Genomic DNA, 26783 nt, shown 5'->3' on the forward strand with positions numbered 1-26783 from the left:
GGTTCGCTTGAACCCAAACCCAGATAATTTCCAAAGGTAAACATCATGTCCCTTACCAACGAACAGATCGTCGACGCGATCGCCGAAAAGTCCCTGATGGAAGTGGTGGAGCTGGTCAAGGCCATCGAAGAGAAGTTCGGCGTCTCCGCCGCCGCCCCGGTCGCCGTCGCCGCTGCTGCCGGCCCGGCCGCTGCTGTCGAGGAGCAGACCGAGTTCACCGTCACCCTGAAGTCGGCCGGCGACAAGAAGGTCGAAGTGATCAAGGCCGTGCGCGCGATCACCGGCCTGGGCCTGAAGGAAGCCAAGGACCTCACCGAGGCCGGCGGCGTCCTGAAGGAAGGCGTCTCGAAGGAAGATGCCGAGAAGTGCAAGAAGGACCTCGAGGCGGCCGGCGCCACCGTCGAGATCAAGTGATGCAGCGGCCGGCCCGTGCGCATGGCGCGCGCGTCGGCCGAGGTGTCATCCCCGCCCAGGCGGGGGTCCACGGCTTCCGCCACCGCGGCAGCCAACCGAGGTAGAGATTGGCCCTCAACCGAGAGCAAATCGCAGCAGTAGCCGCCGCAGTGCCGCCTCCGCGGGACTGATGGCGGAAGCCGAGGCTGGGGGCATAACGCCCCCGGCCTTCGGTCGTTGTAAAGCAGGGATTCGGAATTTGGGATTCGGGATTCGTAAAAGCAGCCGCTTTTGCCAATCCCGAATCCCGACACCCATCCCGGCTCCACTAGTTGTCAGTGGTCAGTAGCGGGAGAAGGCGTGCTGGTGCCGGCAATACCAGCGACTGTCCAGTGACAACTTTTCGTTTTCAAGGACTCGCGTCCGCGCGCGTCCCCGACCGAGGCATCAGCTCCCCATGACGACCCAACTCCAGTCGAACTACTCGTTCACCGAGAAGAAGCGCATCCGGAAGAACTTCGGAAAGCGCCGCTCGATCCTCGAAGTGCCGTTCCTGCTCGCCATCCAGGTCGACTCGTACCGCGAGTTCCTGCAGGCCGACAAGGATCCGAACAAGCGCGACGACAAGGGCCTGCACGCCGCGCTGAAGTCGGTGTTCCCGATCGTCAGCTACAACGGCTACGCCGCCCTCGAGTACGTCGGCTACAAGCTCGGCGAGCCCGTGTTCGACGAGCGAGAGTGCCGCCAGCGCGGCATGAGCTACGGTGCGCCGCTGCGCGTGACCGTGCGCCTGGTGATCTACGACCGCGAGTCGTCGAACAAGGCGATCAAGTACGTGAAGGAGCAGGAGGTCTACATGGGCGAGATCCCGCTCATGACCGACAACGGCACCTTCATCGTCAACGGCACCGAGCGCGTCATCGTCTCGCAGCTGCACCGTTCGCCCGGCGTGTTCTTCGACCACGACCGCGGCAAGACCCACAGCTCGGGCAAGCTGCTGTTCTCCGCGCGCGTGATCCCCTACCGCGGCTCGTGGCTGGACTTCGAGTTCGACCCGAAGGACGCGCTGTACACCCGTATCGACCGCCGTCGCAAGCTGCCGGTGTCGGTGCTGCTGCGCGCGCTCGGCTACAACAACGAAGAAATGCTCAATGAGTTCTTCGAGATCAACACCTTCCACATCCTGCCCGAAGGGGAGGGCGTGCAGCTGGAGCTGGTGCCCGAGCGCCTGCGCGGCGAGACGCTGAACTTCGACCTGGCCGATGGCGACAAGGTGATCGTCGAGGCCGGCAAGCGCATCACCGCGCGCCACGTGAAGCAGCTCGAGGCCGCCGGCGTCGCCGCGCTGGCCGTGCCGGACGAGTACCTGGTCGGGCGCGTGCTCTCGCACGACGTGGTCGATGCCTCGACCGGCGAGCTGATCGCCTCGGCCAACGACGAGATCAACGACGACACGCTGCAGGCGCTGCGCAAGGCCGGCATCGAGGCCGTCGGCACGATCTGGACCAACGACCTGGATCGCGGCGCCTACCTGTCCAACACCCTGCGCGTGGACGCGACCAAGACCCAGCTCGATGCGCTGGTCGAGATCTACCGCATGATGCGTCCCGGCGAGCCGCCGACCAAGGACGCCGCGCAGAACCTGTTCCACAACCTGTTCTTCGCCTTCGAGCGCTACGACCTGTCGGGCGTCGGCCGGATGAAGTTCAACCGCCGGCTGGGCCGCCGCGAGGTGACCGGCGCCGCGGTGCTGTACGACGCCAAGTACTTCGCCGAGCGCAAGGACGAAGAGTCCGTGCGCCTGCGCGAGGCCTGCGGCGACAGCTCCGACATCCTCGACGTGATCAAGGTGCTGACCGAGATCCGCAACGGCCGTGGCGTGGTGGACGACATCGACCACCTGGGCAACCGTCGCGTGCGTTCGGTGGGCGAGATGGCCGAGAACGTGTTCCGCGTGGGCCTGGTCCGCGTCGAGCGCGCCGTGCGCGAGCGCCTGACCATGGCCGAGGCCGATGGCCTGACCCCGCAGGAGCTGATCAACGCCAAGCCGGTCGCGGCCGCGGTCAAGGAGTTCTTCGGCTCCTCGCAGCTGTCGCAGTTCATGGACCAGAACAATCCGCTGTCGGAAGTCACCCACAAGCGCCGCGTCTCGGCGCTGGGCCCGGGCGGCCTGACCCGCGAGCGCGCCGGCTTCGAAGTGCGCGACGTGCATCCGACCCACTACGGCCGCGTCTGCACCATCGAGACGCCGGAAGGCCCGAACATCGGCCTGATCAACTCGCTGGCCGTGTTCGCCCGCACCAACCGCTACGGCTTCCTCGAGACGCCGTACCGCAAGGTCGTGGACGGCCGCGTCACCGACGAGATCGAGTACCTGTCGGCGATCGAAGAGAACGAGTTCGTGATCGCGCAGGCCGACTCGCCTCAGGATGCCAAGGGCAACCTCGACGCGCAGTTCGTCTCCTGCCGCTTCCAGGGCGAAAACCTGCTCAAGCCGCCGGCCGAGATCCATTACATGGACGTCTCGCCGATGCAGACCGTGTCGGTCGCCGCGGCGCTGGTGCCCTTCCTGGAGCACGACGACGCTAACCGCGCACTGATGGGCGCCAACATGCAGCGTCAGGCCGTGCCGACGCTGCGCGCGCAGAAGCCGCTGGTGGGCACCGGCATCGAGCGCGCCGTGGCGCGCGACTCGGGCGTGACGGTGAACGCCCGCCGCGGCGGCGTGATCGAGCAGATCGACGCCGGCCGCATCGTGGTCAAGGCGTTCGAGGACGAGATCACCGGCGAGACCGATGCCGGCGTCGACATCTACAACCTGATCAAGTACACCCGTTCCAACCAGAACACCTGCATCAACCAGACCCCGCTGGTGAACGTGGGCGACGTGGTCGCGCGCGGCGACGTGTTGGCCGACGGCCCCTCGACCGACATCGGCGAGCTGGCGCTCGGCCAGAACATGCTGGTCGCGTTCATGCCCTGGAACGGCTACAACTTCGAGGACTCGATCCTGCTGTCGGAGCGCGTGGTCCAGGAAGACCGCTACACCACGATCCACATCGAAGAACTCACCGCCGTCGCCCGCGACACCAAGCTCGGGCCGGAGGAGATCTCGGCCGACATCCCGAACGTCTCCGAGCAGGCGCTGAACCGCCTCGACGAGTCGGGCGTGGTGTACATCGGCGCCGAAGTGCGCGCCGGCGACATCCTGGTCGGCAAGGTCACGCCCAAGGGCGAGAGCCAGCTGACTCCGGAAGAGAAGCTGCTGCGCGCGATCTTCGGCGAGAAGGCCTCGGACGTGAAGGACAGCTCGCTGCGCGTGCCCCCGGGCATGGACGGCACCGTCATCGACGTGCAGGTCTTCACCCGCGACGGCATCGAGAAGGACAAGCGCGCCCGCCAGATCGAGGAATCCGAGGTCAAGCGCGTCAAGAAGGACTTCGACGACCAGTTCCGCATCCTCGAGGCGGCGATCTACGACCGCCTGCGCTCGCAGCTGCTGGGCAAGGTCGCCAATGGCGGCCCGGGCCTGAAGAAGGGCGACACGGTCACCTCGCTGGTGCTCGACGGGCTGAAGAAGTCCGACTGGTTCCAGCTGCGCATGAAGGACGATGACGCGTCCGAAGCGATCGAGCGTGCGCAGAAGCAGATCGAGGTGCACGAGAAGGAGTTCGAGAAGCGCTTCGCCGACAAGCGCGGCAAGATCATGCAGGGCGACGACCTCGCTCCTGGCGTGCTGAAGATGGTCAAGGTCTACCTGGCCGTGAAGCGCCGCATCCAGCCGGGCGACAAGATGGCCGGCCGCCACGGCAACAAGGGTGTGGTGTCGACCATCGTGCCGGTCGAGGACATGCCGCACATGGCCAACGGCGAGACCGTCGACATCGTGCTCAACCCGCTGGGCGTGCCCTCGCGTATGAACATCGGCCAGATCCTGGAAACCCACCTGGGCTGGGCGGCGAAGGGCCTGGGTCGCAAGATCGACCAGATGCTGCAGGCGCAGGCCAAGGTGGCCGAACTGCGCAAGTTCCTCGACGAGATCTACAACCACGACAAGGAACTCATCGCGCAGCGCGTCGACCTCAAGCAGTTCAGCGACGAGGAACTGATCACGCTCGCCAGGAACCTCACCGACGGCGTGCCGATGGCCACCCCGGTGTTCGACGGCGCCAGCGAGGCCGAGATCAAGCGCATGCTCGAACTCGCCGACCTGCCGACCAGCGGCCAGGCGCAGCTGTTCGACGGCCGTACCGGCGAGGCCTTCGAGCGCAAGGTGACCGTGGGCTACATGCACATGCTGAAGCTCAACCACCTGGTCGACGACAAGATGCACGCCCGTTCGACCGGCCCGTACTCGCTCGTCACCCAGCAGCCGCTGGGCGGCAAGGCGCAGTTCGGCGGCCAGCGCTTCGGTGAGATGGAAATGTGGGCGCTGGAAGCCTACGGCGCGGCCTACACCATGCAGGAAATGCTGACGGTGAAGTCCGACGACGTGCAGGGCCGCAACCAGATGTACAAGAACATCGTCGATGGCGAGTACGAGATGGTCGCCGGCATGCCGGAGTCCTTCAACGTCCTGGTCAAGGAAATCCGCTCGCTGGCCATCAATATGGAACTCGAGGAGCACTGAGAAGCGGTGATTGGGGATTAGGGACTAGGGCTTCGCAAAGGCACACGCCGCGCGCCCGAAACCACGATCCCCGCCTTATCCAATCCCGAATCTCGAATCCCGAATCCCGGAGATACACATGAAAGACTTGCTCAACCTCTTCAACCAGCAGCGTCCGACGCCCGATTTCGACGCGATCAAGATCGCGCTGGCGTCGCCGGACCTGATCCGTTCGTGGTCCTACGGCGAAGTGAAGAAGCCCGAGACCATCAACTACCGTACCTTCAAGCCCGAGCGCGACGGCCTGTTCTGCGCGTCCATCTTCGGGCCGATCAAGGACTACGAGTGCCTGTGCGGCAAGTACAAGCGCATGAAGCACCGCGGCGTGGTCTGCGAGAAGTGCGGCACGGAAGTGACCCTGGCCAAGGTGCGCCGCGAGCGCATGGGCCACATCGACCTGGCTTCGCCGGTCGCGCACATCTGGTTCCTCAAGTCGCTGCCCTCGCGCATCGGCCTGATGCTGGACATGACCCTGCGCGACATCGAGCGCATCCTGTACTTCGAGGCGTTCGTCGTCACCGAGCCGGGCCTGACCCCGCTTGAGCGCGGCCAGCTGCTCAATGAAGAGCAGTTCATGCAGATGCGCCAGGAGCATGGCGACGACTTCGACGCCGCCATGGGCGCCGAGGCGGTCTACGACCTGCTGCGCACCATCGACCTGCAGGCCGAAACGGTCAAGCTGAAGGAAGACATCGCCGCCACCGGTTCGGAAACCAAGCTCAAGCGCCTGACCAAGCGCATCAAGCTGGTCGAGGCCTTCCTCGAGTCGGGCAACCGCCCCGAGTGGATGGTCATGACCGTGCTGCCGGTGCTGCCGCCGGACCTGCGTCCGCTGGTGCCGCTGGACGGCGGCCGCTTCGCGACCTCCGACCTGAACGACCTGTACCGCCGCGTCATCAACCGCAACAACCGCCTGCGCCGCCTGCTGGAGCTCAATGCGCCCGACATCATCGTGCGCAACGAGAAGCGCATGCTGCAGGAGTCGGTGGACGCGCTGATGGACAACGGCCGCCGCGGCCGCGCCATCACCGGCACCAACAAGCGCCCGCTCAAGTCGCTCGCCGATATGATCAAGGGCAAGCAGGGCCGCTTCCGCCAGAACCTGCTCGGCAAGCGCGTCGACTACTCGGGCCGTTCGGTCATCGTGGTCGGCCCGACCCTGCGCCTGCACGAGTGCGGCCTGCCGAAGAAGATGGCGCTGGAGCTGTTCAAGCCCTTCATCTTCGCCAAGCTGCAGCGCCGTGGCCTGGCCACGACGATCAAGGCCGCCAAGAAGCTGGTCGAGCGCGAAGAGGCCGAGGTGTGGGACATCCTCGAAGAGGTGATCCGCGAACACCCCGTGCTGCTCAACCGCGCCCCGACGCTGCACCGCCTGGGCATCCAGGCGTTCGAGCCGGTGCTGATCGAGGGCAAGGCGATCCAGCTGCACCCGCTGGTCTGCACCGCGTTCAACGCCGACTTCGACGGTGACCAGATGGCCGTCCACGTGCCGCTCTCGCTGGAAGCCCAGCTGGAAGCGCGCGCGCTGATGATGTCGACCAACAACATCCTCTCGCCGGCGAACGGCGAGCCGATCATCGTGCCGTCGCAGGACGTGGTGCTCGGCCTGTACTACATGACCCGTGCGCTGGAGAACACCCCGGGCGAGGGCATGGCGTTCGCCAACGTCGCCGAAGCGCGCCGTGCCTACGACAACAAGGTCGCGGGCCTGCATGCCAAGGTGAAGGTGCGCATCACCGAGACGGTGGTGGACGAGGAGGGCAACCGCGAGAAGAAGACCTCGATCGTGGACACCACGGTCGGGCGTGCGCTGCTGGCCGAGATCCTGCCGGAAGGGCTGCCGTTCGCCCTGGCCAACACCGAGCTGACCAAGAAGAACATCTCGCGCCTGATCAACAGCTGCTACCGCCAGCTGGGCCTGAAGGACACCGTGGTGTTCGCCGACAAGCTGATGTACACCGGCTTCGGCTTCGCCACCCGCGCGGGCGTGTCGATCGGCATCGACGACATGACCATCCCCGACGAGAAGAAGGGCATCCTCGCCGAGGCCGAAGCCGAGGTGCTGGAGATCCAGCAGCAGTACCAGTCGGGCCTGGTCACCGCGGGCGAGCGCTACAACAAGGTGGTCGACATCTGGTCGCGCACCAACGAGCGCGTGGCCAAGGCGATGATGGACACCATCGGCACCGAGACCGTGACCAACGCCAAGGGCGAGCAGGTCGCGCAGAAGTCGATGAACTCGATCTACATCATGGCCGACTCCGGCGCGCGTGGTTCGCAGGCGCAGATCCGCCAGCTGGCCGGCATGCGCGGCCTGATGGCCAAGCCGGACGGCTCGATCATCGAAACGCCGATCACCTCGAACTTCCGCGAGGGCCTGAACGTCCAGCAGTACTTCATCTCGACCCACGGCGCCCGTAAGGGCCTGGCGGATACCGCGCTGAAGACGGCGAACTCCGGTTACCTGACCCGTCGCCTGGTCGACGTGGCGCAGGACGTGGTGATCACCGAGAGCGACTGCGGCACGATGAACGGCCTGACCATGACCCCGATCGTGGAAGGCGGCGACGTGGTCGAGCCGCTGCGCGACCGCGTGCTCGGCCGCGTCGTGGCCGAGGACGTGTTCCTGCCGGGCAACGACGAGGATCCGATCGTCACCCGCAACACGCTGCTCGACGAGGCGTGGGTGCAGAAGCTCGAGGACGCGAGCGTGCAGTCGTTCAAGGTGCGCTCGACGATCACCTGCGAAAGCAGCTTCGGCGTGTGCGCGCACTGCTACGGCCGCGACCTGGGCCGTGGCCACATCGTCAACCTCGGCGAGGCCGTGGGCGTGGTCGCCGCGCAGTCGATCGGCGAGCCCGGTACCCAGCTGACGATGCGTACGTTCCACATCGGTGGTGCGGCGTCGCGTGCGGCCGCCATCGACAACGTGACGGTCAAGACCACCGGCTCGATCAAGTTCAACAACCTCAAGACGGTGCAGCACGCCAGCGGCAACCTGACGGTGGTCTCGCGTTCGGGCGAGCTCTCCGTGCTCGATGGCCACGGCCGCGAGCGCGAGCGCTACAAGCTGCCCTATGGCGCGACCATCACCGTCAAGGACGGCGCCGAGATCAAGGCCGGCCAGACCGTCGCCAACTGGGATCCGCATAACCACCCGATCGTCTCGGAAGTGGCCGGTTCGATCCGCTTCGTGGACTTCGTCGATGGCGTCACCGTCATCGAGAAGACCGACGAACTGACCGGCCTGGCCTCGCGCGAGATCACCGATCCCAAGCGCCGCGGCTCGCAGGGCAAGGACCTGCGCCCGATCGTGCGCATCGTCGACAAGGATGGCAACGACCTCAACATCCCGGGCACCGACCTGCCGGCGCAGTACCTGCTGCCGCCGCGCTCGATCGTGAACCTGCAGGACGGCGCGCCGGTGGGCGTGGGCGACGTAGTCGCCAAGATCCCGCAGGAAGCCTCGAAGACCCGCGACATCACCGGTGGTCTGCCGCGCGTGGCCGACCTGTTCGAGGCGCGCAAGCCCAAGGACCCGGCGATCCTGGCCGAGAAGTCGGGCGTCGTGAGCTTCGGCAAGGACACCAAGGGCAAGCAGCGCCTGATCATCAAGGGCGCCGATGGTGAGGACCACGAGGAGCTGATTCCGAAGTACCGCCAGATCATCGTGTTCGAAGGCGAGCACGTGGAGAAGGGCGAGACCGTGGTTGACGGCGAGCCGAGCCCGCAGGACATCCTGCGCCTGCTGGGCGTGGAGCCGCTGGCCTCGTACCTGACCAAGGAGATCCAGGACGTCTATCGCCTGCAGGGCGTGAAGATCAACGACAAGCACATCGAGGTGATCATTCGCCAGATGCTGCGCAAGGTCGAGGTCACCGACCCGGGCGACAGCCGCTACCTGGCCGGCGAGCAGGCCGAGCGCCAGCGCGTGATCGAGGAGAACCAGAAGCTGGTCGCGCGCAACGAACTGCCGGTGCGCGTCGACCCGGTGCTGCTGGGCATCACCAAGGCCTCGCTGGCGACCGAGTCGTTCCTGTCGGCGGCCTCCTTCCAGGAGACCACCCGCGTGCTGACCGAGGCGGCCGTCCGCGGCACCCGCGACAGCCTGCGCGGCCTGAAGGAGAACGTGATCGTCGGCCGCCTGATTCCCGCCGGCACCGGCCTGGCGTACCATACCCGCCGTCGCAACAAGGCCACCGGCCTGACCGAGTCCGAGCTGGACGCCCTGGCGGGCGCCCCGGCGGAAGCGGCCACGGCCGTGGCGGATCCGTCCACGATCATGATCGAGGACGCGCCCGCCGCCGACCAGGACTCCAGCGCGAGCTGAGCGGCAATACCCGGCCCCCGTCAGGGGGCCCAGATCTCGAAATGAGGCGCAGGGAGCGCCTCGTTTTCGGCCCAGGATGGGCGGAGGCAGTTTGGTCCGGCAGCGGGTAACCGCGGCGACGGGGCCACGGAGCATGGCTTGCGTTGACGGTCTCCGTCAGCGCGGGCTATACTTTTTCGTCTCGGCAGGTGGGAGTTCCCGCCTGCCGTCGTTTTCACGAGGGCATCCGCCCCGAAACCCAAGAAACCCCTGACCGATGGCAACGATCAATCAGCTGGTGCGCAAGCCGCGCAGCCCTGAAATCTACAAGAGCACGTCGCCCGCGCTGGCCAACTGCCCGCAGCGTCGTGGCGTGTGCACGCGCGTGTACACCACCACCCCGAAGAAGCCGAACTCGGCCCTGCGCAAGGTGGCCAAGGTGCGCCTGACCAACGGGTACGAAGTCATTTCGTACATCGGCGGCGAAGGCCACAACCTGCAGGAACACAGCGTGGTGCTGATCCGCGGCGGTCGCGTCAAGGACCTGCCGGGCGTGCGTTACCACACCGTGCGCGGCTCGCTCGACGCCGCCGGCGTCGCCAAGCGCAAGCAGGCGCGTTCCAAGTACGGCGCCAAGCGCCCGAAGGCCTGAGGAAACTGAATCATGTCGCGTAAAGGCAATACTCCCCAGCGTTCGGTCCTGCCCGATCCCAAGCACGGCAGCGAAGTCATCGCCCGTTTCATCAACATGGTCATGCAGAGCGGCAAGAAGTCGGTCGCCGAGAAGATCGTGTACGGCGCCATGGACGTGATCGGCGAGAAGAACGGCAACGCCCTGGAAGTGGTCGAGAAGGCCCTGGGCAACGTGTCCCCGGCGGTCGAGGTGAAGTCCCGCCGCGTCGGCGGCGCCACCTACCAGGTGCCGGTCGAAGTGCGCCAGTCGCGCCGCATGGCGCTGGCGATGCGCTGGCTGATCGAGTCGGCGCGCAAGCGCGGCGAGAACTCGATGCCGCGCAAGCTGGCCGGCGAACTGATCGACGCGTCCGAGAGCCGCGGTGGCGCGATCAAGAAGCGCGAGGAAACGCACCGCATGGCGGATGCGAACAAGGCGTTCGCGCACTACCGCTGGTAACAGCACCTGGGGCCGGGCTTCGGCCCCCGCGGCGCCAACGGCGCCACTTCAGCGGCCATGCCGCACGCGATGTCCGATGCCGCCGCCAGGCGGCATTCGGCCATTGAAGAAGCGAGTCCTTCGCGACGGTCCCCGCCCTTGCTGCGCGGACTTCCACAGCATCGAATCTGAGGCATACCCGTGGCCCGCACGACCCCCATCGAACGCTACCGCAACTTCGGCATCATGGCGCACATCGACGCCGGCAAGACCACGACGTCGGAGCGCATCCTGTTCTACACCGGCAAGAGCCACAAGATCGGCGAGGTGCACGATGGCGCCGCGACGATGGACTGGATGGAGCAGGAGCAGGAACGCGGCATCACGATCCAGTCGGCGGCCACCACGGCGTTCTGGAAGGGCATGGACAAGTCCCTGCCTGAGCACCGCTTCAACATCATCGACACCCCCGGGCACGTCGACTTCACCATCGAGGTCGAGCGTTCGCTGCGCGTGCTCGACGGCGCGGTGTTCGTGCTGTGCGCGGTCGGCGGCGTGCAGCCGCAGTCCGAGACGGTGTGGCGCCAGGCCAACAAGTACCACGTGCCGCGCATCGCGTTCGTCAACAAGATGGACCGCACCGGCGCCAACTTCTTCAAGGTCCGCGACCAGCTGAAGGCGCGCCTGGGCGCGTTCCCGGTGCCGATGCAGGTGCCGATCGGCGCCGAAGACGGATTCGAGGGCGTGGTCGACCTGCTCAAGATGAAGGCGATCCATTGGGATACCGCCTCGCAGGGCCTGAACTTCGAGTACCGCGACATCCCGGCCAACCTGCAGTCGCAGGCCGAGGAAGCGCGCGCGTTCATGGTCGAGTCCGCGGCCGAAGCCAGCGAAGAACTGATGGACAAGTACCTCGAGGGCGGCGAGCTCTCCGAGGCCGAGATCATCGGCGGCCTGCGCGCGCGCACGCTCAAGACCGAGATCGTGCCGATGTTCTGCGGCACGGCGTTCAAGAACAAGGGCGTTCAGGCGATGCTCGACGGCGTGGTGCAGCTGCTGCCGTCGCCGGTCGACGTGCCGGCGATCAGGGGCGTCGACGTCGACGACGAGACCAAGGAACTGACCCGCGAGTCCAGCGACAAGGCGCCGTTCTCGGCCCTGGCGTTCAAGATCATGACCGACCCGTTCGTAGGGTCGCTGACCTTCTTCCGCGTCTACTCGGGCGTGCTCAACGCCGGCGACCAGGTACTGAACTCGGTCAAGGGCAAGAAGGAGCGCATCGGCCGCGTGCTGCAGATGCACTCCAACAACCGCGAGGAAATCAAGGAAGTGCTGGCCGGCGACATCGCCGCGGCGGTGGGCCTGAAGGACGTCACCACCGGCGACACGCTGTGCGCGCAGGACGCGCCGATCGTGCTCGAGCGCATGAGCTTCCCGGAGCCCGTGATCTCGATGGCGGTCGAGCCCAAGACCAAGTCGGACCAGGAGAAGATGGGCCTGGCGCTGGGTCGCCTGGCGCAGGAAGACCCGTCGTTCCGCGTCAAGACCGACGAAGAGTCCGGCCAGACCATCATTTCGGGCATGGGCGAGCTGCACCTGGACATCATCGTCGACCGCATGAAGCGCGAGTTCAACGTCGAGGCCAACGTCGGCAAGCCGCAGGTCGCCTACCGCGAGACCATCCGCTCGAAGGACGTCAAGTCCGACTACAAGCACGCCAAGCAGTCGGGCGGCAAGGGCCAGTACGGCCACGTGGTGATCGAGATGTCGCCGCTGACCGCCGAGGACCGCGAGAAGTACGCTTCGGACATCAAGGATGACTTCCTGTTCATCAACGAGATCACCGGTGGCGTGATCCCGAAGGAGTTCATCCCCTCGGTCGAGAAGGGCATGCGCGAAACCATCACCAGCGGTCCGCTGGCCGGCTTCCCGGTGGTGGGCGTCAAGGCCAAGCTGGTGTTCGGCTCGTACCACGACGTCGACTCGTCGGAAATGGCGTTCAAGCTGGCCGCCTCGATGGCGTTCAAGCAGGGCTTCGCGAAGGCCTCGCCTGCGCTGCTCGAACCGATCATGAAGGTGGAGATCGTCAGCCCCGAGGACTACCTGGGCGACGTGATGGGCGACGTGAGCCGCCGCCGCGGCGTGCTGCAGGGCCAGGACGACAGCCCCTCGGGCAAGATCATCAACGCGATGATCCCGCTGGGCGAGATGTTCGGCTATGCGACCTCGCTGCGTTCGATGACCCAGGGCCGCGCCACCTTCACGATGGAGTTCGACCACTACGAAGAAGCGCCGACCAACATCGCCGACGCGGTCATCAAGAAGGGTTGATCCCGGTTTCGCGGCGCACCGGACCCGGTGCGCCGCGCCACATCACTGATTTCGAATCCAGAGGTAAAGATCATGGCAAAGGGCAAGTTCGAGCGCACCAAGCCCCACGTGAACGTGGGCACGATTGGTCACGTTGACCACGGCAAGACGACGCTGACGGCGGCGCTGACGAAGATCGGTGCGGAGCGTTTCGGCGGCGAGTTCCGCGCCTACGACGCGATCGACAAGGCGCCGGAAGAGAAGGCGCGCGGGATCACGATCTCGACCTCGCACGTGGAGTACGAGAGCCCGACCCGCCACTACGCGCACGTCGACTGCCCTGGGCACGCCGACTACGTGAAGAACATGATCACGGGTGCGGCGCAGATGGACGGCGCGATCCTGGTGTGCTCGGCCGCTGACGGCCCGATGCCGCAGACGCGCGAGCACATCCTGCTGGCGCGCCAGGTGGGCGTGCCGTACATCGTGGTCTTCCTGAACAAGGCGGACATGGTGGACGACGCCGAGCTGCTGGAGCTGGTGGAGATGGAAGTGCGCGAGCTTCTGTCCAAGTACGAGTTCCCGGGCGACGACACCCCGATCGTGCACGGTTCGGCGCTGAAGGCGCTGGAAGGCGACCAGTCGGACATCGGCGTGCCGGCGATCATCAAGCTGGTCGAGGCGCTGGACAGCTGGATCCCGGAGCCGGAGCGCGACGTGGACAAGCCGTTCCTGATGCCGGTGGAAGACGTGTTCTCGATCTCGGGCCGCGGCACCGTGGTGACCGGCCGCATCGAGCGCGGTGTGATCAAGGTGGGCGAGGAAATCGAGATCGTCGGTATCCGCCCGACCCAGAAGACCACCGTGACCGGCGTGGAAATGTTCCGCAAGCTGCTGGACCAGGGTCAGGCGGGCGACAACGCGGGCCTGCTGCTGCGCGGCACCAAGCGTGACGACGTGGAGCGCGGCCAGGTGCTGTGCAAGCCGGGTTCGATCGCGCCGCACACCGAGTTCGAGGCCGAGGTGTACGTGCTGTCGAAGGACGAGGGTGGCCGTCATACCCCGTTCTTCAAGGGCTACCGCCCGCAGTTCTACTTCCGCACGACCGACATCACCGGCGCGGTGACGCTGCCGGAGGGCACCGAGATGGTGATGCCGGGCGACAACGTGAAGATGCAGGTGGCGCTGATCAACCCGATCGCGATGGACGAAGGCCTGCGTTTCGCGATCCGCGAAGGCGGCCGCACGGTCGGCGCCGGCGTGGTGGCGAAGATCATCAAGTGATCTGACGGCCCACGCGCCGCTGGCGCGTGGGCACCGGAAGGTCGTCCCGGGCGCAGCGAGGGATCCCGATCCCCGCCGCGCCAGGGTTCCCGCAGGGGAGTCCGCCCGTCCCTCGCGGATGGGCGGGGGAGGGCAGGAGGGCGCCGCTCGCCGGGCCCCTTGGCGCCTCCAGCAGAAAAAGCGGCTACCCCCTTGCATCCCGGGGGTGAAGGTTTCATAATGTTCGACTCACCGCAGCCGAGTTTGTCAGGCGGCTGCGGGACCGCGAAATGAGGTGCAGGACGCGCCTCGTTTTCGCCAGACAAGGATCTTGTCGCGTGGCAGGTGCTCCGCCCGTTCCGGAAGTCTCCGGGACACATAGGCGGGGCGTTTCGGCACGTTCGTGATCCAGGTCTGGGCGGATCGGGAAACCGGTCTGCCCTGCTTTTTTGTTCTTCCCCAGCTTTCCGGAGGCGTCTGGTCCGGAGGTCGGGGCCCCGATACGGGGTCCGACGCACACAGCCGTCGGGCCTGTCGCTCTTTCAACGAAGGAATTCCGTCATGGCGGACCAGAAAATCCGGATCCGGCTCAAGGCGTTCGATCACAGGCTGATCGACCGTTCGGCCAGCGAGATCGTCGAAACGGCCAAGCGGACCGGCGCGCAGGTGCGCGGCCCGATCCCGCTGCCCACCAAGATCGAACGCTACACCGTTCTGACCTCGCCGCACGTCGACAAGGACGCGCGCGACCAGTACGAAACCCGCACGCACAAGCGCGTGCTCGACATCGTCGACCCCAACGACAAGACCGTGGACGCGCTGATGAAGCTCGAACTCGCGGCTGGCGTCGACGTCCAGATCAAGCTGACCTGAGGCCCCGAACCATGACCGCGAAGATCCATTCGTTGGGCATTGTCGGCCGCAAGGCCGGCATGAGCCGAGTGTTCACCGAGGATGGCAAGTCCGTCCCCGTGACCCTGATCGAAGCCACCCCGAACCGCATCACCCAGGTGAAGACGGTCGACACCGACGGCTACAGCGCCGTGCAGGTGACCGCCGGCGTCAAGCGCGCCTCGCTGCTGACCAAGCCCGAGGCCGGCCACCTGGCCAAGGCCAAGGTCGAGTCCGGCCGCGGCCTGTGGGAGCTGCGCGTGGCCGACGATCGCGTCTCCGACTTCCAGGTCGGTGGCGAGATCAAGGCCGACATCTTCGAGGTCGGCCAGCTGGTCGACGTCCAGGGTGTCACCAAGGGCAAAGGCTTCCAAGGCACGATCAAGCGCTGGAACTTCAGCATGGGCGATGCGACGCACGGCAACTCGCTGTCGCACCGTTCGCCCGGCTCGATCGGCCAGCGCCAGACCCCGGGTCGCGTGTTCCCGGGCAAGAAGATGTCCGGCCACATGGGCGCCGAAACCCAGACCACCCAGCGTCTGCAGGTGGTCAAGGTCGACGCCGAGCGCGGGCTGATCGCCGTCAAGGGCGCGGTCCCCGGTGCACCGGGTGGCGACGTCATCGTGCGTCCCTCGAGCAAGGCATAAGGAGAGATGACGATGGAACTCGCCATCAACGGTAGCAACGACAAACTGTCCGTCTCCGACGCGATCTTCGGCCGCGAGTTCAGCGAGGACCTGGTCCACCAGGTCGTCGTTGCCTACCGCAACGCCGGTCGCGCCGGGACCAAGGCGCAGAAGACCCGCGCCGAAGTCAACGGCACCACCAAGAAGTCGAAGAAGCAGAAGGGCGGCGGTGCCCGTCACGGCGCGCTGACCGCTCCGATCTTCGTCGGCGGCGGCGTGACCTTCGCGGCCAAGCCGCGCAGCTTCGCGCAGAAGGTCAACCGCAAGCAGTATCGCGCCGCCATGGCCGTGATCCTGTCCGAGCTCAACCGCCAGGGCCGCATCACGGTGGTCGAGTCGTTCGACGTCGACGCGCCCAAGACCGCCGGCCTGGTGTCCAAGCTCAAGGGCTTCGAGCTGGGCAAGCGCCCGCTGATCGTCACCGAGGACGCCTCGGAAAACCTGTACCTGTCCGCGCGCAACCTGCCGTACGTCGAAGTGCGCGACGTGCAGGGGCTGGACCCGGTGTCGCTGGTCGGTGCCGACAGCGTGCTGGTCACCACCGATGCGGTGAAGAAGATCGAGGAGTGGCTGGCATGAACGACGCCAAGCTCTATGAAGTGATCCGTGCACCGCGCGTGTCCGAAAAGACCGCGCGCCTGCAGGAAGTGTCCAACCAGTACGCGTTCGAAGTGGCGAAGGATGCGACCAAGGCCGACATCAAGGCTGCGGTCGAGAAGCTTTTCGACGTCAAGGTGCAGGCTGTCAACGTGGTCAACGTGAAGGGCAAGAACAAGGCCTTCCGTTTCCGCCAGGGCAGCCGTGGCAACTGGCGCAAGGCGTATGTGACGCTGGCCGAAGGCCAGTCGATCGACGTGATCAACGCGACGGCCTGAGGAAGCTCCCATGCCATTGATGAAGTTCAAGCCCACGTCCCCCGGCCGCCGCAGCGCGGTCCGCGTGGTGACGCCCGACCTGCACAAGGGTGCGCCGCACGCGGCGCTCGTCGAACCGCAGGGCAAGACCGGCGGTCGTAACCACCACGGCCGCATCACCACCCGTCACATGGGCGGTGGCCACAAGCAGCACTACCGCATCATCGACTTCAAGCGCGACAAGGAAGGCATCCCGGCGCGCGTGGAGCGGATCGAATACGATCCCAACCGCACCGCGCACATCGCGCTGCTGTGCTACGTCGATGGCGAGCGTCGCTACATCATCGCGCCGAAGGGCCTGAAGGCCGGCGACCAGGTGATCGCGGGCAACGATGCGCCGATCAAGGCAGGCAACACGCTGCCGCTGCGCAACATCCCGGTCGGCTCCACGGTGCATTGCATCGAGATGAAGCCCGGCAAGGGCGCGCAGATCGCCCGTGCCGCCGGTGCCGGCGTGCAGCTGGTCGCGCGCGAAGGCGTCTATGCGCTGCTCCGCCTGCGTTCGGGCGAGATGCGCAAGGTGCCGGCCGAGTGCCGCGCCACCATCGGCGAAGTCGGCAATGTCGAGCACAACCTCGAGAAGCTGGGCAAGGCCGGTGCGAAGCGCTGGCGCGGCGTCAAGCCGACCGTCCGCGGCGCGGCGATGAACCCGGTCGACCACCCGCACGGCGGTGGTGAGGCCAAGGCCGGCCAGGGCAACCCGCACCCGGTCACCCCGTGGGGCGTGCCGACCAAGGGCTACAAGACGCGCAAGAACAAGCGCACCCAGCAATTCATCGTGCGCGATCGCAGGAGTTAATCGGCCATGGCACGTTCACTGAAGAAGGGCCCGTTCGTGGACCACCACCTGATCAAGAAGGTGGAAGCGGCGGGCAACACCAAGAAGCCGATCAAGACCTGGTCGCGCCGTTCGATGATCCTGCCCGAAATGGTGGGCTTCACGATCGCCGTCCACAACGGCAAGAACCACATCCCGGTGTTGGTCAACGAGAACATGGTTGGCCACAAGCTCGGCGAATTCGCGTTGACGCGGACCTTCAAGGGTCACGGCGGCGACAAGAAGTCGGGCAGGTAAGGAGCGCACGATGGACAAGGCAACACGAGCCAAGCACGAAGAAGCCAAGCGCGCGCGCTCCGAGGTCAACAAGCGGACCGCCGTGCTGCGCACGGCCCGCATCTCGCCGCAGAAGGCGCGCCTGGTCGCAGACCAGGTCCGCGGCCTGCCGGCCGAGCGCGCGGTCAACCTGCTCAAGTTCTCGGACAAGAAGGCGGCTGCGCTGATCAAGAAGCTGGTCGAGTCGGCGATCGCCAATGCGGAAAACAACGCTGGCGCCGACATCGACGAGCTGAAGATCGCCACGATCACCGTCGACGAAGGCCCGCTGCTGAAGCGCTTCATGGCGCGCGCCAAGGGCCGCGGCACGCGCATCCTCAAGCGCACCAGCCACATCACCGTCGTCGTGGGAGAGGGCAAGTAATATGGGTCATAAAGTTCACCCCACCGGCATCCGCCTCGGCATCGCCAAGGACTGGAACTCCAAGTGGTACGCCGGCAAGAAGGAATACGCCGGTTACCTGGCGGCCGACCTCAAGGTCCGCGACATGCTGCGCAAGCGGCTCGCCGCGGCCGGCATCAGCAAGATCCTGATCGAGCGTCCGGCCAAGACGGCGCGCGTGACGATCCACACCGCCCGCCCGGGCGTGGTGATCGGCAAGCGCGGCGAGGACATCGAGAAGCTGCGCAAGGACGTCAGCGAGATGATGGGCGTGCCCGCCCACATCAACGTGACCGAAGTGCGCAAGCCCGAGCTCGACGCGCAGCTGGTCGCCGAGTCGATCGCGCAGCAGCTCGAGCGCCGCATCATGTTCCGTCGCGCGATGAAGCGCGCCGTGGGCAACGCGATGCGCTTGGGCGCGCTGGGCATCAAGGTCAACGTCGCCGGCCGCCTCAACGGCGCCGAGATCGCGCGTTCGGAGTGGTACCGCGAAGGTCGCGTGCCGCTGCACACGCTGCGCGCCGACGTCGACTACGGCTTCGCCGAGGCCAAGACGACCTACGGGATCATCGGCATCAAGACCTGGATCTACAAGGGCGAGATCTTCGATTTCAGCCAGGTGGGCCAGGAGAAGCAGGACGACTCGCCGCGTGGCGAGCGTGGCGACCGCGGCGACCGTGAGCGTCCGCGCGGCCCGCGCCGTGACCGTGGCGACCGCGAGGCGAGGGACTAAGTCATGTTGCAACCCAAGCGAACCAAATACCGCAAGATGCACAAGGGCCGTAACGACGGCCTGGCGTGGAGCGGCAACGCCGTCAGCTTCGGCGAGTACGGCCTGAAGTCGACCGCGACCGGGCAGCTCACCGCCCGCCAGATCGAAGCCGGCCGCCGGTCCATCAGCCGCCACGTCAAGCGCGGCGGCAAGATGTGGATCCGCGTGTTCCCCGACAAGCCGATCACCAAGAAGCCGATCGAAGTCCGCATGGGCTCGGGCAAGGGCTCGGTGGAATACTGGGTCGCGCAGATCCAGCCCGGCCGCATGATCTACGAGATCGAGGGCGTGAGCGAGGAAGTGGCGCGCGAGGCGTTTCGCCTGGCCGCGGCCAAGCTCTCGGTGACCACCACTTTCGTGACCCGGACGGTGCGCTGATGGCGACGACCAAGGAACTGCGCGGCAAGTCCGCGGACGAGCTGCAGAGCCACCTGCTGGAGCTGCAGAAGGAGCGTTTCGCCCTGCGCATGCAGAAGGCGACCGGCCAGCTGACCAAGACCCACGAGGCGCGTCGCGTGCGTCGTGAGATCGCACGCGTCAACACGCTGCTGTCGGCGAAGAAGTAAGGCACAAGACCATGAACAACAGCGAAAAGAAGCAGAACACGGTTCAGGGCCGCGTGGTCAGCGACAAGATGGACAAGACGGTCACCGTCCTGGTCGAGCGCAACGTCAAGCACGCGCTGTACGGCAAGTACATCCGCCGCTCGACCAAGCTGCACGCGCACGACGCCGAAAACTCCGCGAAGGAAGGCGACATCGTCCGCCTCGTGGAAGTGGCCCCGATCTCGAAGACCAAGAACTGGCGCGTGGTCGAGATCGTCGCCCGCGCGGCCGAATAACGAAAGGACGCTTCCCATGATCCAGATGCAGAGCCACCTCGACGTGGCCGACAACTCCGGTGCCAAGGAAGTGATGTGCATCAAGGTGCTCGGCGGCTCCAAGCGCCGTTACGCCGCGATCGGCGACATCATCAAGGTTTCTGTCAAGGATGCGATCCCGCGCGGCAAGGTCAAGAAGGGCGAGGTCTACGACGCCGTCGTGGTGCGTACCCGCAAGGGCGTGCGCCGCGCCGACGGTTCGCTGATCCGCTTCGACGGCAACGCCGCGGTGTTGCTCAACAACAAGCAGGAGCCGATCGGCACCCGCATCTTCGGGCCTGTGACCCGCGAGCTGCGTACCGAGAAGTTCATGAAGATCGTCTCGCTCGCTCCCGAAGTGCTGTGAGCGGAAGGACCTAGACATGGCTAATCGAATCAAGAAGGGCGATCAGGTTGTCGTGATCGCCGGCAGGGACAAGGGCAAGACGGGCGACGTGGTGCGCGTGCTCGGCGACAAGGTCGTCGTGTCGAACATCAACATCGTCAAGCGCCACACCAAGCCCAACCCCCAGGCCGGCCAGCCCGGCGGCGTGATCGAGCGCGAGTCGCCGATCCACGTGTCGAACGTGATGCTGTTCAACCCTGCCACCGGCAAGGGCGAGCGCGTCGGTACCAAGGTGCTCGAGGATGGACGGCGGCTGCGCGTGTTCCGCTCGAGTGGCGAGGCGGTCTGAAAAGACCCGCCTGATCCCCAGGAAAGAAGACAATGACGACCCGTCTGGAAAAGTTCTACAAGGATGAAGTGGTGCCGAAGCTGATGCAGCAGTTCGGCTACGACAACATCATGCAGGTTCCGCGCCTGACCAAGATCACGCTCAACATGGGCGTGGGCGAGGCCGCGGCCAATAAGAAGATCCTCGAGAACGCGACCGCCGACATGGCGAAGATCAGCGGCCAGAAGCCGCTGGTGACCAAGTCGCGCATCTCGGTGGCTTCGTTCAAGATCCGCGACGGCTGGCCGATCGGCTGCAAGGTCACGCTGCGCCGCGCGAAGATGTACGAGTTCCTCGACCGCCTGGTCAACGTCTCGCTGCCGCGCGTTCGCGACTTCCGCGGCGTGTCGGCGCGTTCGTTCGACGGCCGCGGCAACTACAACATGGGCGTCAAGGAACAGATCATCTTCCCGGAGATCGATTTCGACCAGGTGGACGCGGTGCGCGGCATGGACATCGCCATCACCACGACGGCCAAGACCAACGCTGAAGCCAAGGCCCTGCTCGAGGCCTTCCGCTTCCCGTTCCGCAACTGAGGAAACAGATATGGCGAAGACCTCCATGGTCAACCGCGAGGCCAAGCGCGCCAAGCTGGTGAAGAAGCACGCCGCCAAGCGCGCCGAACTGAAGAAGATCATCTCCAGCCTGACGGCGAGCTACGAGGAGAAGATCGAGGCCGCGACTCGGCTGCAGAAGCTGCCGCGCGACTCGTCGCCGGCGCGTCAGACCACCCGCTGCGCGATGAGCGGCCGTCCCCGCGGCGTCTACGCGAAGTTCGGCCTCGGCCGCAACATGCTGCGCCAGGCCACCATGCGCGGCGACGTGCCGGGCCTGCGCAAGGCCAGCTGGTAAGCAGGACCCGCCCCGCCGCAGGGCGGGCAGGTGCCACCGCGGCGGCCGCGCCGGGGTGGATGCGGCCGTCGCGCCCCACAAGGGCGCGTCAGTCGTATATAATCGCCGGCTTGCTCGCGTCAGCGTGCAGGCCACGGCCCGGCCAACCGGCCGTGGACAACCAAACAGATTTTCGCGAAAGCGGATATCGGTGCACTCATAAGGAACTTCCATGAGCATGACTGATCCCATCGCCGACATGCTGGTCCGCATCAGGAATGCGGCGGCGGTCGGCAAGCCGACGGTGAAGATGCCGTCCTCCAAGACCAAGGTCGCGATCGCCAACGTGCTGAAGGCCGAAGGCTATATCGGCGACCTGCGCGTGATCGAGAACGGCGCCAAGGCCGAGCTCGAGATCGTTCTCAAGTATTTCGAAGGCCGTCCGGTGATCGAGCAGCTCAAGCGCGTGTCGCGCTCGGGCCTGCGCCAGTACCGCGGCAAGGACGCGCTGCCCAAGGTCCTCGGTGGCCTCGGCGTCGCCATCATCTCCACCTCGAAGGGCATCATGACCGATGCGCAGGCGCGCCAGCAGGGCGTCGGCGGCGAGGTCCTGTGCTTCGTGGCCTAAGGGAGTAACCCGCATGTCCCGCATCGCCAAGAAGCCGATTGCCCTGCCGAAGGGTGTCGAGATCAACGCGCAGCCCGAGTCGATCAGCGTCAAGGGTCCCAAGGGCACCCTGTCGGTGGTCAAGCCGGCCGATATCCAGGTCCAGATCGAGGGCGGCAACGCACTGCTGTCGGCCAACGATCCGGCGCAGATCGCCCTGACCGGCACCCTGCGCGCCATCGTCGCCAACATGGTCCACGGCGTCTCGCAGGGCTTCGAGCGCAAGCTCGAGCTGGTCGGCGTCGGTTACCGTGCCGCGGCCCAGGGCAAGGACCTGAACCTCTCGCTGGGCTTCTCGCACCCGGTCGTGTTCCAGGCGCCCGAAGGCATCACCATCACCACGCCGACCCAGACCGAGATCGTGGTCGCCGGCGCGGACAAGCAGCTGGTGGGCGAGGTCGCCGCCAAGATCCGCGGATTCCGTCCGCCGGAGCCCTACAAGGGCAAGGGTGTGAAGTACTCCGACGAAGTCATCATCCGCAAGGAAGCCAAGAAGGCGTAATGCGGGCGCCGGCATTGCCGGCACCGCCAGCCGATCCGCTTCCCGCCACAGAGCATATCCATGGACAAGAAAATCGCCCGCCTGCGCCGCGCCAAGTCCACGCGCGCGCACATTCGCGAACTCGGCGTGCCGCGCCTGTCGGTGCTGCGCACCGGCCAGCACGTCTACGCCCAGGTGTTCAGCGCCGACGGCTCCAAGGTTCTGGCCGCGGCCAGCACCACCCAGGCCGACGTTCGCGACGGCCTGAAGAACGGCAAGAACGCCGATGCCGCCGCCAAGGTCGGCCGTGCGATCGCCGAGAAGGCCAAGGCTGCCGGTATCGAGAAGGTCGCTTTCGACCGCTCCGGCTACCGCTACCATGGCCGCATCAAGGCACTGGCCGATGCCGCCCGCGAGGGTGGTCTGCAGTTCTGATGGATCGACGGGGGCTTGCCTCCGTCGCTTGTAAATCCGGTCATGGACGCCATCCATGGCGGAACACTGTCCCTCGGGGCAGTCGGCCCGGCCTTCCATGGCCGGGCGTTCGCCAGGGCAGCGCGGCAGTGCCGCGCCGAGCGTGTCTTGACTCACCCTGCCGGTGCGGGCTGCACCGGGCGCGCCGCGGCTTCTGCCCGACGGACGCGGTCCACCGCTCCAGACCACAACCATAAGCGGCCAAGCCGCAAATTCCCTTTCAAGACGAGATACGGCAATGGCAGAACAACGTGAACCCCGCGGGCGCGACCGCAATCGCGACCGGGAAGAGATCGACGACGGCATGATCGAGAAGCTGGTCGCGGTCAACCGCGTCAGCAAGACCGTCAAGGGCGGCCGCCAGTTCACCTTCACCGCGCTGACGGTGGTGGGCGACGGCAACGGCAAGGTCGGCTTCGGCTACGGCAAGGCGCGCGAAGTGCCGGTCGCGATCCAGAAGTCGATGGAGTACGCGCGCAAGAACATGAACGCGGTCGACCTCAACGGCGGCACGCTGTTCCACAGCGTGAAGTCCGGTCACGGCGCGGCGCGCGTGTTCATGCAGCCGGCCTCCGAGGGTACCGGCGTGATCGCCGGCGGCGCGATGCGCGCCGTGCTCGAGGCGGTGGGCGTGAAGGACGTGCTGGCCAAGGCCACCGGCTCGCGCAACCCGATCAACCTGGTCCGCGCCACCGTCAAGGGCCTGACCGAGATGCAGTCGCCTGCCCGCATCGCGGCCAAGCGCGGCAAGAAGGTGGAGGAGATCCTCAATGGCTAAGAACGAAGCCGCCGGCGGCACCGTCAAGGTGCGCCTGGTCAAGGGCCTGCGCGGCTCGCAGGCGAAGCATCGCCTGTCGGTGCGCGCGCTCGGCCTGAACAAGCTCAACGACGTCCGCGAACTGAAGGACAGCCCCCAGGTCCGTGGCCTGATCAACAAGGTCCACTACCTGGTCCGGGTGGAGGAGTAATCACATGAAGCTCAATACGCTCAAGCCTGCCGACGGCGCCCGCAAGGAGCGCACCCGCGTCGGTCGCGGCATCGGTTCCGGCCTCGGCAAGACCGCCGGCCGCGGCCACAAGGGTTCGTTCGCACGTTCCGGCAAGGGCAAGATCAAGGCCGGCTTCGAAGGCGGCCAGATGCCCATGCACATGCGCCTGCCGAAGATCGGCTTCCGCTCCAAGCTGAAGGCCGACACCGCCGAGGTGTTCCTGTACCAGCTCGACAAGCTCGAGGGCGACGTCGACTTCGCCGCGCTGCGCGCCGCCAAGCTGGTGCCGAGCACCGCGAAGAAGGCGAAGATCGTGAAGAAGGGCGAGATCTCGAAGAAGCTCGTGCTCAAGGGCCTGCTGGCAACGGCAGGTGCGCGCGCGGCGATCGAGGCCGCCGGCGGCAAGATCGAGGAGTAAGCAAGGCATGGCGCGAAGCGCGGGAGCGATGTCGGGTCTGGCCGGCGCGGGCAAGTTCACCGAACTGCGCCAGCGCCTGCTGTTCGTGCTCGGTGCGCTGATCGTCTACCGGATCGGCTGCTTCATCCCGGTGCCGGGCGTGAACCCGGACGCGATGCTGCAGCTGATGGAGCGCCAGGAAGGCACCATCGTGGACATGTTCAACATGTTCTCCGGTGGTGCCCTGGAGCGTTTCAGCCTGTTCGCGCTGAACGTGATCCCCTACATCTCGGCGTCGATCGTCATGCAGCTCATGGTGCAGATCGTGCCGAGCCTGAAGGCGATCCAGAAGGAAGGCGAGTCCGGCCGCCGGCGGATCACCCAGTGGTCGCGCATCGGCGCGATCCCGCTGGCGATCTTCCAGTCGGCGGGCATCGCGATCGCGCTGCAGACGCAGGGCGCGGGCACCGGTATCCCGGTGGTCTACGCTCCGGGGCCGGGCTTCGTGGCGACCGCGATCGTGGCCCTCACCGCCGGCACCATGTTCCTGGTCTGGCTGGGCGAGCAGGTCACCGAGCGCGGCATCGGCAACGGCGTGTCGCTGATCATCTTCGCCGGTATCGTCGCGGGCCTGCCCTCGGCGGTGATCGGCACGATCGAGGCCGCCCGCAACGGCGACATCAGCCCGATCGCGGTGATCATGATCGCGGTGATCGTGGCGGTGTTCACCTACTTCGTGGTGTTCGTCGAGCGCGGCCAGCGCCGGATCACGGTGAACTACGCGCGCCGCCAGGGTGGCCGCAACGCGTACATGAACCAGACCTCGTTCCTGCCGCTCAAGCTCAACATGGCGGGCGTGATTCCGGCGATCTTCGCCTCGTCGATCATCATGTTCCCGGCCACGGCGACCACCTGGTTCGGTCAGGCGGGCTCGGCCCAGTGGCTGCAGCGTGTGGCGCAGGCGCTCTCGCCGGGCGAGCCGCTGTACATCCTGCTGTATGCGGGCCTGATCGCCGGTTTCGCGTTCTTCTACACCGCGCTGGTGTTCAACTCGCAGGAAACGGCCGACAACCTGAAGAAGTCTGGCGCGCTGGTGCCGGGCATCCGGCCGGGCAAGGCGACCGCCGAGTACATCGACGGGGTGCTGACCCGACTGACCGCGGCGGGCGCCGCCTACCTGGTGCTGGTGTGCCTGCTGCCCGAGTTCATGCGCGCCGAGCTCAACGTCTCGTTCTATTTCGGCGGCACTTCGCTGCTGATCGTGGTGGTCGTGGTGATGGACTTCATCGCCCAGATCCAGGCCCACCTGATGTCGCACCAGTACGAAAGCCTGCTGAAGAAGGCGAACCTCAAGGGCGGGGCCCGGGGGCGCTGAGACGCAGGACAGGCCCGCCTCGGCGGGCCTGGTTGGACCCGGACCCAGGATGGGGCCGGTGCGGGACGAAGGCCTCGGCCCTGTCCCGGTATGCCAGGGAGCGGCAAGCATTCAGCCGGCGCGGAGCCAAGCCTCCCCCGGCACGATGGGCGACCCCTGCGGCAGTCCCGCGCGGGGGTGGATCCGGGCCGTTCGCGCACCAGAGTAGTGCGCGGGGCCGGGCGGGGGAGACCCCGGCCGGCCAGTCCGGGTCCATCGCCGGAGCATGGGCACACTCCCCATGCCGGGTCGGCGGCGCTACGGCGCCGTCGGCTTCCAAGCAACCCGGGACCCTGTTAGAATTTCGTGTTCACTCCGCCGGGGACCCCCGTTTCCGGCCGACCAACCAGTTGGAGATCCGCGCATGGCGCGTATTGCAGGTGTCAACCTGCCTGCCCAGAAGCACGTCTGGGTCGGGCTGCAAAGCATCTACGGCATCGGCCGTACCCGTTCGAAGCAGGTCTGCGAAGCCGCAGGCGTGACCTCGAACACCAAGATCCGCGACCTGTCGGAGCCGGAAGTCGAGCGCCTGCGCGTCGAGGTCGGCAAGTACGTGGTCGAGGGCGACCTGCGTCGCGAGATCGGCATGGCGATCAAGCGCCTGATGGACCTGGCCTGCTATCGCGGCCTGCGCCACCGTCGCGGCCTGCCGCTGCGTGGCCAGCGCACCCGGACCAATGCACGCACCCGCAAGGGTCCGCGCAAGGCCATCAAGAAGTAAGGAACAGACACCATGGCCAAGCCAGCTGCCAAGCAGAAGAAGAAGATCAAGCGCGTCGTCACCGACGGCATCGCGCATGTCCACGCTTCGTTCAACAACACCATCATCACGATCACCGACCGCCAGGGCAATGCGCTGTCGTGGGCGACTTCGGGCGGCGCGGGTTTCCGCGGCTCGCGCAAGTCCACCCCGTTCGCCGCGCAGGTGGCCGCCGAGAAGGCGGGCAAGGATGCGCTGGACTACGGCGTGAAGTCGCTGGAAGTCCGCATCAAGGGCCCGGGTCCGGGTCGTGAGTCGGCCGTGCGTTCGTTGAACAACGTGGGCTACAAGATCACCAACATCATCGACGTGACGCCGATCCCGCACAACGGGTGCCGTCCGCCGAAGAAGCGTCGCGTCTAA

At 66.3% G+C, this 26783-nt stretch carries 31 protein-coding genes; all 31 read left to right on the forward strand.

Going from position 1 to position 26783, the window contains the following annotated elements:
* The first annotated feature begins 45 nt into the window (after positions 1-45).
* The 31 genes from rplL (at position 46) to rpsK (ending at position 26783) form a co-directional block, all read left to right on the forward strand.
* A complete protein-coding gene (gene rplL, locus ACQYVW_RS15140; protein ID WP_434932319.1) occupies positions 46-414 on the forward strand; it encodes a 50S ribosomal protein L7/L12 in 369 nt (122 codons plus the stop codon).
* Between the two features lie 436 nt (positions 415-850).
* On the forward strand, positions 851-5023 hold the full coding sequence (gene rpoB, locus ACQYVW_RS15145) for a DNA-directed RNA polymerase subunit beta (RefSeq protein WP_434932320.1): 4173 nt from the start codon (positions 851-853) through the stop codon (positions 5021-5023).
* Between the two features lie 118 nt (positions 5024-5141).
* The gene (rpoC, locus tag ACQYVW_RS15150; protein WP_434932321.1) at positions 5142-9392 is read left to right on the forward strand and encodes a DNA-directed RNA polymerase subunit beta'; all 4251 of its coding nucleotides are present in this window, start codon (positions 5142-5144) and stop codon (positions 9390-9392) included.
* Between the two features lie 256 nt (positions 9393-9648).
* Positions 9649-10023, forward strand: a complete 375-nt coding sequence (gene rpsL / locus ACQYVW_RS15155; protein WP_146387473.1) for a 30S ribosomal protein S12 — start codon at positions 9649-9651, stop codon at positions 10021-10023.
* Between the two features lie 12 nt (positions 10024-10035).
* Positions 10036-10503 carry a 30S ribosomal protein S7 gene (rpsG, locus tag ACQYVW_RS15160; RefSeq protein ID WP_434932322.1) on the forward strand — a complete coding sequence of 156 codons (468 nt, stop codon included), beginning with the start codon at positions 10036-10038 and terminating at the stop codon, positions 10501-10503.
* 180 nt (positions 10504-10683) lie between these two features.
* On the forward strand, positions 10684-12813 hold the full coding sequence (gene fusA, locus ACQYVW_RS15165; RefSeq protein WP_434932323.1) for an elongation factor G: 2130 nt from the start codon (positions 10684-10686) through the stop codon (positions 12811-12813).
* Positions 12814-12885: 72 nt separating this feature from the next.
* The gene (tuf, locus tag ACQYVW_RS15170) at positions 12886-14076 is read left to right on the forward strand and encodes an elongation factor Tu (RefSeq protein WP_434932315.1); all 1191 of its coding nucleotides are present in this window, start codon (positions 12886-12888) and stop codon (positions 14074-14076) included.
* A 540-nt stretch (positions 14077-14616) separates the two neighbouring features.
* Positions 14617-14928, forward strand: a complete 312-nt coding sequence (gene rpsJ, locus ACQYVW_RS15175) for a 30S ribosomal protein S10 (RefSeq protein WP_140908250.1) — start codon at positions 14617-14619, stop codon at positions 14926-14928.
* A gap of 11 nt (positions 14929-14939) precedes the next feature.
* Complete coding sequence (gene rplC / locus ACQYVW_RS15180) at positions 14940-15593, forward strand: 50S ribosomal protein L3 (RefSeq protein ID WP_434932324.1); 654 nt, start codon at positions 14940-14942, stop codon at positions 15591-15593.
* Positions 15594-15605: 12 nt separating this feature from the next.
* Positions 15606-16211, forward strand: coding sequence for a 50S ribosomal protein L4 (gene rplD / locus ACQYVW_RS15185; protein ID WP_434932325.1), 606 nt, complete (start codon positions 15606-15608; stop codon positions 16209-16211).
* On the forward strand, positions 16208-16507 hold the full coding sequence (gene rplW, locus ACQYVW_RS15190) for a 50S ribosomal protein L23 (RefSeq protein WP_434932326.1): 300 nt from the start codon (positions 16208-16210) through the stop codon (positions 16505-16507). Before rplD ends, rplW begins: the two co-directional genes overlap by 4 nt.
* Before the next feature lie 10 nt (positions 16508-16517).
* Positions 16518-17345: a 50S ribosomal protein L2 gene (rplB, locus tag ACQYVW_RS15195; RefSeq protein ID WP_434932328.1), complete on the forward strand. Its 828-nt coding sequence runs from the start codon at positions 16518-16520 to the stop codon at positions 17343-17345.
* Positions 17346-17351: 6 nt separating this feature from the next.
* A complete protein-coding gene (gene rpsS / locus ACQYVW_RS15200) occupies positions 17352-17621 on the forward strand; it encodes a 30S ribosomal protein S19 (protein WP_298577821.1) in 270 nt (89 codons plus the stop codon).
* A gap of 10 nt (positions 17622-17631) precedes the next feature.
* Complete coding sequence (gene rplV, locus ACQYVW_RS15205) at positions 17632-18024, forward strand: 50S ribosomal protein L22 (protein ID WP_434932329.1); 393 nt, start codon at positions 17632-17634, stop codon at positions 18022-18024.
* A 1-nt stretch (position 18025) separates the two neighbouring features.
* Positions 18026-18775, forward strand: a complete 750-nt coding sequence (gene rpsC, locus ACQYVW_RS15210) for a 30S ribosomal protein S3 (protein WP_280943410.1) — start codon at positions 18026-18028, stop codon at positions 18773-18775.
* Positions 18776-18778: 3 nt separating this feature from the next.
* The gene (gene rplP / locus ACQYVW_RS15215; RefSeq protein ID WP_434932330.1) at positions 18779-19192 is read left to right on the forward strand and encodes a 50S ribosomal protein L16; all 414 of its coding nucleotides are present in this window, start codon (positions 18779-18781) and stop codon (positions 19190-19192) included.
* Complete coding sequence (rpmC, locus tag ACQYVW_RS15220) at positions 19192-19380, forward strand: 50S ribosomal protein L29 (RefSeq protein ID WP_434932331.1); 189 nt, start codon at positions 19192-19194, stop codon at positions 19378-19380. The genes rplP and rpmC overlap by 1 nt, the downstream gene beginning before the upstream one ends.
* A gap of 11 nt (positions 19381-19391) precedes the next feature.
* Positions 19392-19655: a 30S ribosomal protein S17 gene (gene rpsQ / locus ACQYVW_RS15225; protein ID WP_434932332.1), complete on the forward strand. Its 264-nt coding sequence runs from the start codon at positions 19392-19394 to the stop codon at positions 19653-19655.
* Positions 19656-19671: 16 nt separating this feature from the next.
* On the forward strand, positions 19672-20040 hold the full coding sequence (rplN, locus tag ACQYVW_RS15230; protein ID WP_298577826.1) for a 50S ribosomal protein L14: 369 nt from the start codon (positions 19672-19674) through the stop codon (positions 20038-20040).
* A gap of 16 nt (positions 20041-20056) precedes the next feature.
* A complete protein-coding gene (gene rplX / locus ACQYVW_RS15235) occupies positions 20057-20368 on the forward strand; it encodes a 50S ribosomal protein L24 (RefSeq protein ID WP_280943415.1) in 312 nt (103 codons plus the stop codon).
* A 32-nt stretch (positions 20369-20400) separates the two neighbouring features.
* Positions 20401-20943, forward strand: a complete 543-nt coding sequence (gene rplE / locus ACQYVW_RS15240; RefSeq protein ID WP_280943416.1) for a 50S ribosomal protein L5 — start codon at positions 20401-20403, stop codon at positions 20941-20943.
* Between the two features lie 10 nt (positions 20944-20953).
* On the forward strand, positions 20954-21259 hold the full coding sequence (gene rpsN, locus ACQYVW_RS15245; protein WP_434932334.1) for a 30S ribosomal protein S14: 306 nt from the start codon (positions 20954-20956) through the stop codon (positions 21257-21259).
* A gap of 211 nt (positions 21260-21470) precedes the next feature.
* The gene (gene rpsH, locus ACQYVW_RS15250) at positions 21471-21866 is read left to right on the forward strand and encodes a 30S ribosomal protein S8 (RefSeq protein ID WP_434932335.1); all 396 of its coding nucleotides are present in this window, start codon (positions 21471-21473) and stop codon (positions 21864-21866) included.
* A gap of 13 nt (positions 21867-21879) precedes the next feature.
* Positions 21880-22407 (forward strand): 50S ribosomal protein L6, encoded by a 528-nt coding sequence (gene rplF / locus ACQYVW_RS15255; RefSeq protein WP_434947558.1) that lies wholly within the window; start codon positions 21880-21882, stop codon positions 22405-22407.
* Between the two features lie 54 nt (positions 22408-22461).
* Positions 22462-22821 (forward strand): 50S ribosomal protein L18, encoded by a 360-nt coding sequence (gene rplR / locus ACQYVW_RS15260; protein WP_434932391.1) that lies wholly within the window; start codon positions 22462-22464, stop codon positions 22819-22821.
* Positions 22822-23098: 277 nt separating this feature from the next.
* Positions 23099-23638, forward strand: a complete 540-nt coding sequence (rpsE, locus tag ACQYVW_RS15265) for a 30S ribosomal protein S5 (protein ID WP_434932337.1) — start codon at positions 23099-23101, stop codon at positions 23636-23638.
* A complete protein-coding gene (gene rpmD, locus ACQYVW_RS15270; protein WP_434932338.1) occupies positions 23631-23828 on the forward strand; it encodes a 50S ribosomal protein L30 in 198 nt (65 codons plus the stop codon). The genes rpsE and rpmD overlap by 8 nt, the downstream gene beginning before the upstream one ends.
* A gap of 4 nt (positions 23829-23832) precedes the next feature.
* Complete coding sequence (rplO, locus tag ACQYVW_RS15275) at positions 23833-24267, forward strand: 50S ribosomal protein L15 (protein ID WP_434932339.1); 435 nt, start codon at positions 23833-23835, stop codon at positions 24265-24267.
* Positions 24268-24295: 28 nt separating this feature from the next.
* The gene (gene secY / locus ACQYVW_RS15280) at positions 24296-25621 is read left to right on the forward strand and encodes a preprotein translocase subunit SecY (RefSeq protein WP_434932392.1); all 1326 of its coding nucleotides are present in this window, start codon (positions 24296-24298) and stop codon (positions 25619-25621) included.
* A gap of 403 nt (positions 25622-26024) precedes the next feature.
* Positions 26025-26381: a 30S ribosomal protein S13 gene (rpsM, locus tag ACQYVW_RS15285; protein ID WP_434947559.1), complete on the forward strand. Its 357-nt coding sequence runs from the start codon at positions 26025-26027 to the stop codon at positions 26379-26381.
* Positions 26382-26393: 12 nt separating this feature from the next.
* On the forward strand, positions 26394-26783 hold the full coding sequence (gene rpsK, locus ACQYVW_RS15290) for a 30S ribosomal protein S11 (protein ID WP_280943425.1): 390 nt from the start codon (positions 26394-26396) through the stop codon (positions 26781-26783).

The organism is Luteimonas campi (assembly GCF_051162505.1).
In the GTDB taxonomy this organism is placed as follows: domain Bacteria; phylum Pseudomonadota; class Gammaproteobacteria; order Xanthomonadales; family Xanthomonadaceae; genus Luteimonas.

Excerpts from the sequence above, each read along its gene's own strand:
- rpsS (WP_298577821.1), top strand. The coding sequence starts at position 17,352 with ATGGCACGTTCACTGAAGAAGGGCCCGTTCGTGGACCACCACCTGATC.
- rpsQ (WP_434932332.1), top strand. The coding sequence starts at position 19,392 with ATGAACAACAGCGAAAAGAAGCAGAACACGGTTCAGGGCCGCGTGGTC.
- rpsH (WP_434932335.1), top strand. The coding sequence starts at position 21,471 with ATGAGCATGACTGATCCCATCGCCGACATGCTGGTCCGCATCAGGAAT.
- rpmC (WP_434932331.1), top strand. The coding sequence starts at position 19,192 with ATGGCGACGACCAAGGAACTGCGCGGCAAGTCCGCGGACGAGCTGCAG.
- rplF (WP_434947558.1), top strand. The coding sequence starts at position 21,880 with ATGTCCCGCATCGCCAAGAAGCCGATTGCCCTGCCGAAGGGTGTCGAG.
- rplN (WP_298577826.1), top strand. The coding sequence starts at position 19,672 with ATGATCCAGATGCAGAGCCACCTCGACGTGGCCGACAACTCCGGTGCC.
- secY (WP_434932392.1), top strand. The coding sequence starts at position 24,296 with ATGTCGGGTCTGGCCGGCGCGGGCAAGTTCACCGAACTGCGCCAGCGC.
- rplC (WP_434932324.1), top strand. The coding sequence starts at position 14,940 with ATGACCGCGAAGATCCATTCGTTGGGCATTGTCGGCCGCAAGGCCGGC.
- rplL (WP_434932319.1), top strand. The coding sequence starts at position 46 with ATGTCCCTTACCAACGAACAGATCGTCGACGCGATCGCCGAAAAGTCC.
- rpoC (WP_434932321.1), top strand. The coding sequence starts at position 5,142 with ATGAAAGACTTGCTCAACCTCTTCAACCAGCAGCGTCCGACGCCCGAT.
- rplE (WP_280943416.1), top strand. The coding sequence starts at position 20,401 with ATGACGACCCGTCTGGAAAAGTTCTACAAGGATGAAGTGGTGCCGAAG.
- rplD (WP_434932325.1), top strand. The coding sequence starts at position 15,606 with ATGGAACTCGCCATCAACGGTAGCAACGACAAACTGTCCGTCTCCGAC.
- rplW (WP_434932326.1), top strand. The coding sequence starts at position 16,208 with ATGAACGACGCCAAGCTCTATGAAGTGATCCGTGCACCGCGCGTGTCC.
- rplB (WP_434932328.1), top strand. The coding sequence starts at position 16,518 with ATGCCATTGATGAAGTTCAAGCCCACGTCCCCCGGCCGCCGCAGCGCG.
- rpsJ (WP_140908250.1), top strand. The coding sequence starts at position 14,617 with ATGGCGGACCAGAAAATCCGGATCCGGCTCAAGGCGTTCGATCACAGG.
- rpoB (WP_434932320.1), top strand. The coding sequence starts at position 851 with ATGACGACCCAACTCCAGTCGAACTACTCGTTCACCGAGAAGAAGCGC.
- rpsN (WP_434932334.1), top strand. The coding sequence starts at position 20,954 with ATGGCGAAGACCTCCATGGTCAACCGCGAGGCCAAGCGCGCCAAGCTG.
- rpmD (WP_434932338.1), top strand. The coding sequence starts at position 23,631 with ATGGCTAAGAACGAAGCCGCCGGCGGCACCGTCAAGGTGCGCCTGGTC.
- rpsM (WP_434947559.1), top strand. The coding sequence starts at position 26,025 with ATGGCGCGTATTGCAGGTGTCAACCTGCCTGCCCAGAAGCACGTCTGG.
- rpsC (WP_280943410.1), top strand. The coding sequence starts at position 18,026 with ATGGGTCATAAAGTTCACCCCACCGGCATCCGCCTCGGCATCGCCAAG.
- rplV (WP_434932329.1), top strand. The coding sequence starts at position 17,632 with ATGGACAAGGCAACACGAGCCAAGCACGAAGAAGCCAAGCGCGCGCGC.
- tuf (WP_434932315.1), top strand. The coding sequence starts at position 12,886 with ATGGCAAAGGGCAAGTTCGAGCGCACCAAGCCCCACGTGAACGTGGGC.
- rpsK (WP_280943425.1), top strand. The coding sequence starts at position 26,394 with ATGGCCAAGCCAGCTGCCAAGCAGAAGAAGAAGATCAAGCGCGTCGTC.
- rplX (WP_280943415.1), top strand. The coding sequence starts at position 20,057 with ATGGCTAATCGAATCAAGAAGGGCGATCAGGTTGTCGTGATCGCCGGC.
- rpsL (WP_146387473.1), top strand. The coding sequence starts at position 9,649 with ATGGCAACGATCAATCAGCTGGTGCGCAAGCCGCGCAGCCCTGAAATC.
- rpsG (WP_434932322.1), top strand. The coding sequence starts at position 10,036 with ATGTCGCGTAAAGGCAATACTCCCCAGCGTTCGGTCCTGCCCGATCCC.
- rplO (WP_434932339.1), top strand. The coding sequence starts at position 23,833 with ATGAAGCTCAATACGCTCAAGCCTGCCGACGGCGCCCGCAAGGAGCGC.
- rplP (WP_434932330.1), top strand. The coding sequence starts at position 18,779 with ATGTTGCAACCCAAGCGAACCAAATACCGCAAGATGCACAAGGGCCGT.
- rpsE (WP_434932337.1), top strand. The coding sequence starts at position 23,099 with ATGGCAGAACAACGTGAACCCCGCGGGCGCGACCGCAATCGCGACCGG.